Here is an 11,617-nt window from a genome sequence, read left to right on the forward strand (position 1 = left end):
CCGGGGCCCGTCCGTGCCGTTCCTCCCCCGACCACCCGTCGGCGTACGTCAGTTCGGGACGAGGGGCTCGCTGAGTTCGACCGCGCGCAGGGCCGCGGCCAAGGCCCGTTCGTCGCCGACGTCGAGGGCGGTGTCGGTGAGCTTGATGACGTGTTCGTCGCCGTGGGCGAGGGCTTGTTCCAGCACCTCCTGCGGGCTGCAGCCGGGTGCGGGGACGTGGGCGACGGGCCCGGCGGGGGCGTACATGGCGGTGACCGCGGCGGACGCGGTCCACGCCGCGTGCAGGCTCGGTGCCCACAGCTCGCGGGGCAGGGAACCGAGGGCGCGCAGCACGGCGTTGGGCGCCGTCGCCGCGTGCACCAGCATGGTCTCCTCCCCGTGGCCGTGGGTGGCGTACCGATGGGTCGCGGCCCGGACCAGCTCGGTCAGGCGTGCCCGTGCCGTGTCCGGGTCGGTCACGTCGCCCGCCCACAGGGGCAACCGCCGTACGGCCGCCAGCCGGTCGGGAAATCCGCCTCGGGGATCGGCGATCGGCGGCACGGCGTCCAGGGACCGCGCCGCACTCGGCGCGGCGGGCAGCTCGGTGATGCCGGACACGGGGCGGTGCCGGGCGGCCCAGTAGCCCAGCCCGTGGGCGAGTTCGGCGAGCCGTGGGGCGCTCTCGCCGGCTTCCAGGGCCCGTACGGCGTGGCCGACGCGGATGACGGGGTGCGTGGAGCCGCCGTACAGCCCGGGCAGCAGCCGTGGCCACCATGTCGCGAGGACGTCCCGCCACGGCTGTTCGGCGAGTGCCCGGCCGACATACCCGATCCAGTCGGCGGCCCGGCGTGGATCTCCCAGCGCCTCACGCCAGTTGGCGTCGGTCACGGGTGCGACGGGCGTGGGGAAGTCCTCCAGCTTGGGCCGGTACAGATCCAGCCAGCGGTGCACGGCACCCGCCTGCCCGTGCGCGGCGAGCGCCTCCACGACCATGGGGGCGTGGTTGGTGAGCCGGCCGAGCCGCTCCGGCCCCGAGGCGTGGAGCCGTTGGAGGGCTTCTTCGAGTGTCCCTGTCGTGTCGTGCGCGTCCATGAGGGGACGCTATGCGGCCGCCCCGCGCCGACGGATCGGACGCGGGGCGGAGACCGGACCCTGCCGGGGACCTAAGCCCTCGGCAGGAGTGAGCCAGGATCAGGCGTAGGGATCGAAGGCGATGCCGGAGGGCTTCGCCGACGCGAGGTGGTTCGCGAAGTTGCCGTCCTTCAGGCCGAAGTTGGCGCTGCCGAAGTCGTAGGACGTGAGCTTGTCGCGCACTCCGGCGGGGTAGCCGTTCCAGCCGACCAGCGGCGGGTACTGCCAGGTGCGCTTGTGGTTCTCCGGCGGCTCGTCGTTCGAGTTGGCGAGACGGAAGCAGTGGGTGCTCACGCCGTCCTTGTGGTAGACGATCTTCGGGTGCGTGCCGTCGAAGCGGACCTGCGACGCCGCGTGCACGCTGAACGAACCGTGGGCGGACGCCGACACGTACTTGACCTGGTTGTCCTGTACGAACACCGCGACGTGCTCGAAGTCGTGCCGGTGGCCGCCGATGCCGCTGCCGGCCACCGCCTGGTCCTTCTCGAAGTAGAGGGCGTACAGGATGGCGCACCAGCCGTTGTTGCACTTGTAACGCGAGTAGCCGTTGGTGTTGTCCAGGTCCGAGGCGTCGCGGCAGTCGCCGTTGAGGGCGCCGGTCGGGTTGAGCCCGCCGTTGACGGTGCCGTCCGCGCCGACGGCGGGAGTGGAGTAACAGCCGTCGGTGTCGTAGTCGTAGGCGGGCTGGAACGTCTGCTCCAGCGACTCGGCGTTGGCGGGCAGCGCCCGCGGCGGGGCGGCGAAGGCCGTGGCGGGGAAGGCGAGGACGAGGGCGGTGGCACCGGCCAGTCCGGTGAGCCATCTCCTGCGGGGTGCGAACGGGCGTGACGACACTGCGTCCTCCTCTTGGGCGCAGCCCAACGGCTGTGGGGGGAAAGGGAGGTTCAGCTTCCTGGCTGAACGCGTCCATGCCAAGAGGGAGGAGTGATCTCAGAGGTGAATCGCGGTCCAACAACCGGCGTCGGGCGCCGTTTCAGACCGTGTCGTCCGGGATGTCGGCCGCCGCCTCCTCGGGCGCGAGATCCGGCCGGAGCCGCAGCCAGGACGGCTGCCGCAGCAGGCCCTCCCGGGTGCGGGTGCTGTAGCGGACCTCGCCGACCAGCCGGGGGACGACCCAGTGCGCACCCGGGGCGCGCGGGGCGGGGTCGAAGGGGCAGACGTCGGTCGCGGCGGCCCGCAGCAGCCCTGCGAGTTCCGTCCGCTCGGCCTCGCTCCAGCCCGTGCCCACACTCCCGACGTAGCGCAGCCGCCCCGCGGCACGCTGCCCCACCAGCACCGCTCCGGGCAGGCCGGTGAGCCGTCCCTTGCCGGGCTGCCAGCCGCCGACCAGGACGTCCTCGGTGCGCATGTTGCGGATCTTGATCCAGGCCCGGGAGCGCACCCCCGGTTCGTACACCGAGTCCAGCCGCTTGCACACCAGGCCCTCCAGTCCGTGCTCGCGCGTGGCGGCCAGGGCCTCGGCGCCGTGGCCGACGATCGCGGCCGGGGTCGACCAGGAGGGCCCGGCGAGGCCGAGGTCCTCCAGCGCCGCGCGGCGTCGTGCGTAGGGGAGCCGGGTCAGTGACCGGCCCTCCAGATGCATCAGGTCGAACAGCACGAGATGGACCGGCACCTCCGCCGCCCGCCGGGCCGCCCTCGCGGGCGCGTGCGCCAGGCCCATGCGCGACTGGAGCAACTGGAAGCTCGCCCGGCCCTGTTCGTCCAGGACCAGGACCTCCCCGTCCAGCACGGCCGGCACGGGCCCCAAGGCGGCGCCCAGCGGCCGCAGTTCGGGATACGCGGCCGTGATGTCCTCCCCGGACCGGGCGCGCAGCAGCACGCTGCCGTCCCCGGGGAGGTAGACCACCACGCGCTGGCCGTCCTGCTTGGTCTCATAGGCCCAGCGCGCGTCCTGCGCGGCGGGCGGCAGGGTGCCGGGCGTGGCGAGCATGGGCGGGATCAGGGGCAGGTCCACGGGTGAGTTGTGGACGTCCCGGGGTCCGGTCACGCGCGTTCCGCGGGTCTTTCCCCTGAACGGCGTCGATCCGGGCGCCGGTCTCACCGGCGCACCGCGGCGGGCGGGTGCCCGGACTGACTCCCGGCGCTATATTGCTTGAGTTAGGCAACGAGATGGTAAAGTGGCTCGTATGTCCACACCACCGCTCCCCGACGTCCCCTCCCCGGAAGTCATCGAGATCGAGCGTGCGCTCACCCGCATCACCTACCTGAGCACGCGCGCCCGCCAGCACGACCGGCTGATGGCCCTCGCGGGAGTGCCGCTCGACCGTGCCGCCGTCGCGCTGCTGCGGCAGGTCGCCGACTCGGAGCCGCTGCGGCCGGGGGAGCTCGCCGCCCGGCTGGGAGTGGAGGCCTCGCACGTCACGCGGACGGTGCAGCAGTTGCAGAAGTCGGGCTACGTCACCCGCGTCCCCGACCCCGACGACCGGCGCGCCCAGCGCATCGAGCTCACCGACGCCGGCCGGCAGGCCATCACCAAGATCCGCGAGGTCGGCGTCCGCGGCATGCAGATGGCCCTGGCCGACTGGTCCCCCGAGGAGCTGCGGCAGCTCGCCACGCTCTTCCACCGCATGGTCGACGACTTCCTCGCCCACTCCGTCGACGAGATGCCCGAGCCCCAGTCCGCCCCGGCGGGCCGGGCCTGATCCCCCCGGTCACCGTGCGGCCGGGTCACGCGGATCCGCCCGCTCGGCGACAGCGGGGCCCGGCGGTCCGGGCTCGCGCAGCCGGCACAGCAGCAGCCGGCCCACCGCGGGCAGGCCGATGAGCGGCAGCAGGGCCGTCCGCAGGGACGTCGCGTCGGCCAGCGCCCCGAGCAGGGGCGCGGCGAGGCCGCCGACGCTCACCGTCAGCCCCAGCGTGACCCCGCTCGCGGTGCCCACCTGCCGGGGCAGACAGTCCTGGCCCAGCGTGATGTGCAGCGAGAACGGCACATACAGGCCCGCCGACGTCAACGCGACGAACAGGTACACCGGCGGTCCGGGCACCAGGACCAGACCGGCCACGGCGAGCACCGTCAGGGCGTACGACCGGCGCACCACCGCCAGCCGCCCGTGCCGCTCGGCCAGCCGCCCCCCGGCCAGCGTGCCCACCGCACCACCGGCGTAGAGCACGAACAAAGCCGCCGTACCGGCCGCCTCACCGCCACCCGTCCGCTCCCGCACGTACAGCGAGACGAACGCGCTCAGGCCGACGAACACGACCGAGCGGCAGACCACGGCCCCGGACAGCCGCAGAAAGGACACCCAGTCGTCCCGGCCCACGGCGACGGACGCACCGGCCCCCGCCGCCCCGGACGCGGCCGCGCGCACCGCCGCCGCACACAGCGCCGCTCCCGCCACCGCCGGGACGGCCAGCAGGGGAGAGGCACGCAGCCCGCCCGTCGCCACCACGGCGAAGACCAGCAGCGGTGCCAGGGCGAAACCGGCGTTGCCGCCGAAGGAGAACCAGCCCATCGCCGAGTGCCGGCCGCGCGCGACGGCCCGCGCCACCCGGGCGGCCTCCGGATGGTAGGCGGCCACCCCGACCCCCGACACGGCGACCACCGCCAGCGTCGACGTGTACGAGCCGGTCACGCCGCTCAGGGCGACGCCCGCCCCGGCCGTCAGCGCGCTGAGCGGCAGCAGCCACGGCATCGCCCACCGGTCGGTGAGCACCCCGAACAGCGGCTGCACCAGCGACGAGAGCAAGGAGGCGGCCAGCACGACGCCGGAGGCGGCGGCGTAGGAGTAGGCGCGCTCGGCGACGAAGTACGGCACCAGAGCGGCCACGGCGCCCTGGTACACGTCCACGCAGGCGTGTCCCAGGGACAGCAGAGCGACGGGCCGGTTGCGGCGGGAAGCGGTCACCCGGCGATCGTCGCCGCCGGGGCGGCCGGCCCGCTTCCGATAATCTGCCGGACTGTGCCGAACATCCGCCACGCCCCCACGGCGCCGACCCGGGCGCAGCGGCTGACCGCGGGCGACCGCATCGACGCGCACCGGCACGACGACCACCAGCTCGTCTACGCCGGCTCCGGCGTCGTCGCCGTCACCACCGACGCCGGCACCTGGTTCGCGCCCGGTACCCGCGCCATCTGGGTCCCCGCCGGCACCGTGCACGCCCACCGCGCCCACGGCCGGCTCGACCTGCACCTGGTCGGCCTGCCCGCCGATGACAATCCCCTCGGCCTGCACCACCCGGCCGTCGTGGCCGTCGGCCCGCTGCTGCGCGAGCTGATCCTCGCCTACACCCGCGACCCCGGCGACGGCAGCCCCGAGCGCCGCAGGCTGCGCGCCGTCCTCCGCGACCAGCTGCGGCACTCGCCTCAGCAGCCGCTGCGCCTGCCCACGCCCGCCGACCCGCGCCTGGCCGCCGTCTGCGCGCTCGTCCACGCCGACCCGGCCGACGCGCGCACCCTCGCCGCCCTCGGCGCCGCGACCGGGGTGGGGGAGCGCACCCTCAGCCGGCTCTTCCGCGGCGAGTTCGGCATGACGTTCCCGCAGTGGCGCACCCAGTCGCGGCTCTACCACGCCCTGCGGATGCTGGCCGACGGCCTGCCCGTCACGACCGTCGCCCACCGCTGCGGCTGGTCCTCCGCCAGCGCCTTCATCGACGTCTTCCGCCGCTCGTTCGGCTACACCCCGGGCACGCACAACCGCCGCGGCTGACCCGTCGAAGCCCCCGCCCGAGCCATCCCTTTACCGTCCAGTAATATCGCGCGGCAGGCCATCAGAGGAGAAAACCGTGTCCCGGTCCGAACGCTCGCCCCTGCTGCTCGCCGGCCTGCTGGCCGCCGCGGGCGTCGCCCACTTCGCCGCCCCCCGCCCATTCGACGCGACCATCCCGCGCGGCCTGCCGGGCACGCCCAGGACCTGGACCTACGCCAGCGGCGCCGCCGAGCTCGCGCTGGCCGCCGGCCTGACGCTGCCGCGTACCCGCAAGGCGGCCGCGCTGGCCACGGCGGCCTTCTTCGTCGGGGTCTTCCCCGCCAACGTGAAGATGGCGGCCGACTGGCGCCACCGCCCCGCCCCGCAGAAGGCCGCGGCCTTCGGGCGCCTGCCGCTCCAGGTGCCCCTCGTGCTCTGGGCCCGCGGCGTCGCACGGAACGCCGAGGGCCGGTCGTGACCGCGCGCGTGGAGGCCGGGGACAAGGTCGAGGACTTCTCCCTGCCCGACGAGACCGGCACCGTCCGCAGCCTGTCCGGACTGCTCGCCGAGGGGCCGGTCGTGCTGTTCTTCTACCCGGCCGCCCTGACCCCCGGCTGCACCGCACAGGCCTGCCACTTCCGCGATCTCGCCGCCGAGTTCGCCGCCGTCGGCGCACGCCCCGTCGGCATCAGCGGGGACACCGTCGAGCGCCAGCAGGAGTTCGCCGGACAGCACGCCCTCGGCATGCCCCTGCTGTCCGACGCCGACGGCACGGTCCGCGAGCGGTTCGGTGTGAAGCGCGGCTTCTCCCTGGCGCCGACCAAGCGCACCACGTTCGTCATAGCGCGGGACCACACCGTCCTCGACGTCGTACGCAGCGAGCTGCGCATGAACGCGCACGCCGACCGGGCGCTCGCCGCGCTGCGCGCGCACCGGGCCTGACACTGTCACGAATGCTCTGTCGCGGTTGATACAGGGCGGCAAAGGGACAATCCTGGATGATATGGAGGACGCCTCCGCTGCTGTGATCATCGACGCCCGCGGCACCGTGACGGGGTGGAGCGAGGGTGCCCGGCGACTGACCGGCTACCCGGCCGAGGAGGCCGTGGGCCGGTCCGTACGGGGACTGCTCGCCGAGGACGTACCGTCCGCGGCGGTGTCCGCGCGGTCGGGCACCGTCATGGTGCGGCACCACGACGGCTATCTGGTCGGCCTTCGCGTCAGAGCCTGCGCCGTGACCGGCCGGGACGGGGCACCGGACGGCTACGTGATCACCGCCGAGCCGCCCGGCAGCGCCGAGACGTCCCTGGCCGGACAGGCCTTCCAGCAGGCGTCCATATCGATGTCCGTGTTCGACACCGACCAGCGCTACCTGCGGCTCAACGACGCGGCCTGCCATGTGATGGGCGTACCGGAGGAGACCCTGCTGGGTCGGCACTTCCCGGAGACCGTCGAGGAGGCCGAGCACAGCCTCGGCTTCAACTGGCACCTCCGCCACGTCGTCGAGACCGGCCGCCCGCTGCGCTACGAGAGCTACACGGGTGCCCCGGCCCTGAACCGGGAGCACGCCTGGGTCACCGAGATGTGGCCGGTCCGCGACCCCTCCGGCGACCTCCTGGGCACCGCCCTGGCCGCCATCGACAGCACCGAGCAGTACTGGGCGCGGCAGCGGCTGGCCCTGCTGAACGAGGCCGCGGCGGCCATCGGCACCACCCTGGACGTGGTGCGCACGGCCGAGGAGCTGATCGAGGTCGTGGTGCCCCGGTTCGCCGACTTCGCCAGCGTGGACCTGTTCGACTGGGTCCTCGGCGCGGAGGAGTCGCCGACCGTGTCCACCGAGGAGATCGTGTTGCGCCGTGTCGCCCACGGATCCGTCAGCGAGGGCACCCCCGAAGCGGCCGTCCACCTGGGAGAAGTGGACGTCTACCCCGGGTTCTCGCCCATCGCGCGGGCGATGCTGGAGGGCCGGGCGATCGTCAGCCAGGCGGGGGAGCCGTCCTTCATGCGCTGGGTCGCGGAGCGCAACACACGCGCTCCTCAAGGCCGCCCCTACCGCCAGGGCGTCCACTCGATGATGGCGGTGCCGCTCCGGGCCCGCGGCACCACCCTCGGGGTCGCCGTGGCCGTGCGTATCCGGCAGGTGGACGACTACGCCGCCGACGACGCCGTGTTCGCCGAGGAACTCGCCAGCCGCGCCGCGGTCTGCGTCGACAACGCCCGCCGCTTCGCCCGCGAACGCACCACCGCACTGGCCCTCCAGCACAGCCTGCTGCCGAGGGGACTGCCCGGCCAGGCCGCCGTCCAGGTCGCCCACCGCTATCTGCCCTCCGGCTCGGCGGCCGGCATCGGCGGCGACTGGTTCGACGTGATCCCGCTGTCCGGCAGCCGGGTCGCGCTCGTCGTCGGTGACGTCGTGGGCCACGGCATCCCCTCCACGGCGACCATGGGCCGGCTGGTCACGGCCGTACGGACCCTCGCCGACGTGGACCTGCCACCGGACGAACTCCTCACCCACCTCGACGACCTGGTCACCCATCTCGCGTCGGACGACGACGGCGACGAGGTCGCCGAACTCGGCGCGACCTGCCTGTACGCCGTCTACGACCCCGTCACGCGCCGGCTGAACCTGGCCGCCGCCGGGCACCCCGCCCCCGCCCTGGTGCTGCCCGACGGGTCCGTGCGGCTGATCCCCATGAGCGCGGGGCCCCCGCTGGGCGTCGGGGGGCTGCCGTTCGAGGCGACGGAGCTCCAGCTGCCCGAGGGCTCCGTCGTCGCCCTCTACACCGACGGACTCGTCGAGGACCGCGACCGCGACGTCGACCACGCCACCGACGAGCTGTGCCGCGCGCTGACCGTGCCCGCCGAATCGCTCGACGCCCAGTGCGACATCGTGCTGAAGGCCGTACTGCCGGAGGAACCCAGCGACGACGTGGCCCTGCTGCTCGCACGCACCCGGGCGCTGGGCGCCGACCAGGTCGCCACCTGGGACGTGGACCCGGACCCCGCGCAGGTGGCAGCCACCCGCCAGGCCGCCACCGAACAGCTCACCGCGTGGGGGCTGGACGAGACGGCCTTCGTCACCGAACTCGTCGTCAGCGAATTGGTCACCAACGCCATCCGGTACGGCGCCACGCCCATCCAGCTCCGTCTGATCCGCGACCAGACCCTCATCTGTGAGGTGTCCGACGGCAGTTCGACCTCCCCGCACCTGCGGCGGGCCCACCAGGACGACGAAGGCGGACGCGGACTGCTGCTGGTGGCCCAGCTCACCCAGCGCTGGGGCAGCCGGCAGACCACCCGGGGCAAGACCATCTGGTGCGAACAGCCGCTCACGCCGCTGTTCTGACCCGACCGCTCACGCTCACGCGGCAGCGCGCCCCGACGGGCGTTCCCGCACCACGTCCCGCGGATCCTTGTCGTCCCGCAGCCCCAGGTACCGCGGGTGGCGCAGCATGCCGTCACGGGTCCACTCGGTGAACGCGATCTGCGCCACCAGCTCCGGCCGCACCCACCGCGCGCCCGCCTCCCGCACCGGCCCGTCGAACGGCGAGCCGGACTCCCGCAGCCCGTCGAGCCGCTCGCGCAGGTCGAGCAGCGTGCGCCGGCCGAAACCGGTGCCGACCTTGCCCGCGTACCTGAGCCGCCCGCCCTCGTAGTGGCCGAGCAGCAGCGCGCCCAGTCCCACGCGGCTCCCGGCCGGTTCGGTGAAACCGCCGACGACGAACTCCTGCCCCGAGGAGCACTTCAGCTTCAGCCAGCCCGCCGACCGGCGCGGCTCGTAGGCACCGTCGGCACGCTTGGCGATCAGACCTTCCCAGCCCCGGGCACAGACGTCCGCAAGCAACTCGGCACCGCCCGCGTTGCGATGCGGGGTCAGCCGGAGCGGGGAGCGGTACGCCAGCGCCCGGCGCAACAGCGACTTGCGGGCCCGCAGCGGCAGTTCCCTGGTGTCGGTCCCGTCCAGCCGGAGCAGGTCGAACACGTAGTAGGTCACGGCCACCCCGCTCGCCGCCACGTCCTGAGGCCGGGTCAGCACCATGCGCTGCTGGAGCCGCGCGAAGTCCGTGCGCCCGCCCGAGAAGGCGACGATCTCCCCGTCGAGCACGAAGTCGGCACACGACTGCGCCGCGAGCGCCTCCGCGATCTCCGGGTAGGTGTCGTTCAGCCGACGGCCCGACCGGGACAGCAGCGTCACCCGCTCGCCCTCCCGGACCGCCAGCACCCGGATCCCGTCCAGCTTCCGCTCGAACACCCACTCCTCGTCCGCGTCCGAGAAGTCCCGCCGGTCGCTCAGCGTGGCGAGCATCGGGCGAGCGGCCAGTTCCGCCCCCGGACGTGCCCGGCCCAGCAGCCGCCGCTGTCCGTCGGGCAGCGCGTCGAGGGGACCGGTCATCACCGGCTCACTCCCCGGCCGCGTCGGAGGCGACCTGGGCGAGGGTCCGCCCGGACATCGCCGAACGCGCCCGGCGCGGATCGGGAGCCCCGTGCGTACGGGCGCCTCCGGCCCGCTTCACCAGCAGCCAGGCCTCCTCGCCGGCACCGCCCTGACCACCGCGGAACCGGGTCAGGGCGTACTCGCCGCGCAGTTTCGCCCCGCTCAGCCGGAACGTGGCGTGCCCGCGCTCCAGTGACTCCGCGAAGTCGACGGGCCGCCCCTTGCGGTCGTGGCTCAGCGGCTCGTACGTGCCGTGGTCCCAGACGATCACCGTGCCGCCGCCGTACTCGCCGCCGGGGATCACGCCCTCGAACTCCTCGTACTCCAGCGGATGGTCCTCCGTGGGCACGGCCAGCCGCTTGTCCTTCGGGTCCGCCGAGGGGCCCTTGGGGATCGACCAGGACTTCAGGACGTCGTCCACCTGCAACCGGAAGTCGAAGTGCATCGTGCTCGCGTCATGGATCTGCACCACGAACCGGGGCCGGTCCCCGGCGGACTCCCCGCTGCCCCGGGGCTCCGCGGTCCGGTCGAAGTCGCGCTTGCCGCGGTAGTCCCGCAGCCGGTCCCGCTCAGCCACCTGCGGCTCCTTCCTGCCTCGCGGGCCCCGGGTACCCGTCAGAACTCCTCGTGCACCTCGGGGTCCCCGCCGACGCGCCGGTGCGTCCGGTCCGCGACGGCGGCCATCTCGTCCTCGCTCAGCTCGAAGCCGAACACGTCGAGGTTCTCGCGCTGCCGCTCGGGGTTCGCCGACTTCGGGATGGGCACCGCACCGAGCTGCGTGTGCCAGCGCAGCACGACCTGCCCGGGCGTCACCCCGTGCGCCCCGGCGATCCGCGCCACGGCGGGGTCCTGAAGCAGGGTCGTGCCCCGGCCCAGCGGGCTCCAGCTCTCGGTGAGGACGCCCTTGTCCGCGTGGAAGGCGCGCAGGTCCTCCTGCGGCAGGAACGGGTGCAGCTCGATCTGGTTGACGGAGGGCAGCACCCCGGTCTCCTTCTCCAGCCGCTCGATGTGCGCGGCCGTGAAATTCGAGACGCCAACGGACCGTACGAGTCCCTCCTCGCGCAGCTTGATCATGGCCTTCCACGAGTCGACGTACCGGTCCACCCGCGGCAGCGGCCAGTGGATCAGGTACAGGTCGACGTACTCCAGCCCCAGACGCGTCCGGGACTCCTCGAAGGAGGCGAGCGTCTCCTCGTAGCCGTGGTGCCGGCCCGGGAGCTTCGTCGTCACGACGACCTCCTCGCGCGGCACCACGCCGGAGGCCACGGCCCGGCCGACCCCCGTCTCGTTGCGGTAGTTCGTCGCCGTGTCGATCAGGCGGTAGCCCGCTTCCAGGGCCGAGAGCACCGCCTGCTGCGCCTCGTCGTCGCCGAGCGGCCAGGTGCCCAGGCCCAGGGCGGGGAGCGTCGTGCCGTCGTTGAGCGTGTGCGTCGGGATGCTGATCACC

Annotated in this window: 12 protein-coding genes; 5 read left to right on the forward strand and 7 right to left on the reverse strand. The window is 73.8% G+C overall.

Annotation, left to right across the window (positions count from 1 at the left end):
- Positions 1-48 precede the first annotated feature (48 nt).
- The 3 genes from CP976_RS40565 to ligD (CP976_RS40575) all read right to left on the reverse strand — a co-directional run bounded on the left by CP976_RS40565 (position 49) and on the right by ligD (CP976_RS40575) (position 3,064).
- Entirely contained in the window at positions 49-1,071 is a 1,023-nt protein-coding gene (locus tag CP976_RS40565) for a questin oxidase family protein (protein ID WP_150484827.1), read from the reverse strand.
- A gap of 99 nt (positions 1,072-1,170) precedes the next feature.
- Entirely contained in the window at positions 1,171-1,944 is a 774-nt protein-coding gene (locus CP976_RS40570) for an NPP1 family protein (protein WP_150484828.1), read from the reverse strand.
- A 139-nt stretch (positions 1,945-2,083) separates the two neighbouring features.
- Positions 2,084-3,064, reverse strand: a complete 981-nt coding sequence (ligD, locus tag CP976_RS40575; protein ID WP_150485718.1) for a non-homologous end-joining DNA ligase — start codon at positions 3,062-3,064, stop codon at positions 2,084-2,086.
- Positions 3,065-3,236: 172 nt separating this feature from the next.
- Between ligD (CP976_RS40575) and CP976_RS40580 the strand changes: the two genes are divergently transcribed.
- Positions 3,237-3,752 (forward strand): MarR family winged helix-turn-helix transcriptional regulator, encoded by a 516-nt coding sequence (locus CP976_RS40580; protein WP_150484829.1) that lies wholly within the window; start codon positions 3,237-3,239, stop codon positions 3,750-3,752.
- Positions 3,753-3,761: 9 nt separating this feature from the next.
- On the opposite strand, the gene CP976_RS40585 is transcribed toward CP976_RS40580, so the two are convergent.
- Complete coding sequence (locus CP976_RS40585; protein WP_150484830.1) at positions 3,762-4,955, reverse strand: MFS transporter; 1,194 nt, start codon at positions 4,953-4,955, stop codon at positions 3,762-3,764.
- Positions 4,956-5,009: 54 nt separating this feature from the next.
- On the opposite strand from CP976_RS40585, the gene CP976_RS40590 reads away from it, so the two are divergent.
- The 4 genes from CP976_RS40590 to CP976_RS40605 all read left to right on the forward strand — a co-directional run bounded on the left by CP976_RS40590 (position 5,010) and on the right by CP976_RS40605 (position 9,081).
- Positions 5,010-5,756 carry an AraC family transcriptional regulator gene (locus CP976_RS40590; protein ID WP_150484831.1) on the forward strand — a complete coding sequence of 249 codons (747 nt, stop codon included), beginning with the start codon at positions 5,010-5,012 and terminating at the stop codon, positions 5,754-5,756.
- A 76-nt stretch (positions 5,757-5,832) separates the two neighbouring features.
- Positions 5,833-6,213, forward strand: coding sequence for a DoxX family protein (locus CP976_RS40595; RefSeq protein ID WP_150484832.1), 381 nt, complete (start codon positions 5,833-5,835; stop codon positions 6,211-6,213).
- Positions 6,210-6,677: a peroxiredoxin gene (locus tag CP976_RS40600; protein WP_150484833.1), complete on the forward strand. Its 468-nt coding sequence runs from the start codon at positions 6,210-6,212 to the stop codon at positions 6,675-6,677. Before CP976_RS40595 ends, CP976_RS40600 begins: the two co-directional genes overlap by 4 nt.
- A 61-nt stretch (positions 6,678-6,738) precedes the next feature.
- Positions 6,739-9,081 (forward strand): SpoIIE family protein phosphatase, encoded by a 2,343-nt coding sequence (locus tag CP976_RS40605; protein WP_150484834.1) that lies wholly within the window; start codon positions 6,739-6,741, stop codon positions 9,079-9,081.
- A 15-nt stretch (positions 9,082-9,096) separates the two neighbouring features.
- Here the strand turns inward: CP976_RS40605 and ligD (CP976_RS40610) are convergent, their stop codons facing one another.
- From ligD (CP976_RS40610) to CP976_RS40620, 3 genes are read right to left on the reverse strand one after another with little or no spacing between them, the layout of a single operon-like run.
- The gene (gene ligD / locus CP976_RS40610; RefSeq protein ID WP_150484835.1) at positions 9,097-10,128 is read right to left on the reverse strand and encodes a non-homologous end-joining DNA ligase; all 1,032 of its coding nucleotides are present in this window, start codon (positions 10,126-10,128) and stop codon (positions 9,097-9,099) included.
- Positions 10,129-10,135: 7 nt separating this feature from the next.
- On the reverse strand, positions 10,136-10,747 hold the full coding sequence (locus CP976_RS40615; RefSeq protein WP_150484836.1) for a DNA polymerase ligase N-terminal domain-containing protein: 612 nt from the start codon (positions 10,745-10,747) through the stop codon (positions 10,136-10,138).
- Between the two features lie 38 nt (positions 10,748-10,785).
- Positions 10,786-11,616, reverse strand: coding sequence for an aldo/keto reductase (locus CP976_RS40620; RefSeq protein WP_150484837.1), 831 nt, complete (start codon positions 11,614-11,616; stop codon positions 10,786-10,788).
- Between the last annotated feature and the right edge of the window lies 1 nt (position 11,617).

This window comes from Streptomyces coeruleorubidus, from assembly GCF_008705135.1.
Classification (GTDB): domain Bacteria; phylum Actinomycetota; class Actinomycetes; order Streptomycetales; family Streptomycetaceae; genus Streptomyces; species Streptomyces coeruleofuscus.

Excerpts from the sequence above, each read along its gene's own strand:
- CP976_RS40565 (WP_150484827.1), bottom strand. The coding sequence starts at position 1,071 with ATGGACGCGCACGACACGACAGGGACACTCGAAGAAGCCCTCCAACGG.
- CP976_RS40580 (WP_150484829.1), top strand. The coding sequence starts at position 3,237 with ATGTCCACACCACCGCTCCCCGACGTCCCCTCCCCGGAAGTCATCGAG.
- CP976_RS40605 (WP_150484834.1), top strand. The coding sequence starts at position 6,739 with ATGGAGGACGCCTCCGCTGCTGTGATCATCGACGCCCGCGGCACCGTG.
- ligD (WP_150484835.1), bottom strand. The coding sequence starts at position 10,128 with ATGACCGGTCCCCTCGACGCGCTGCCCGACGGACAGCGGCGGCTGCTG.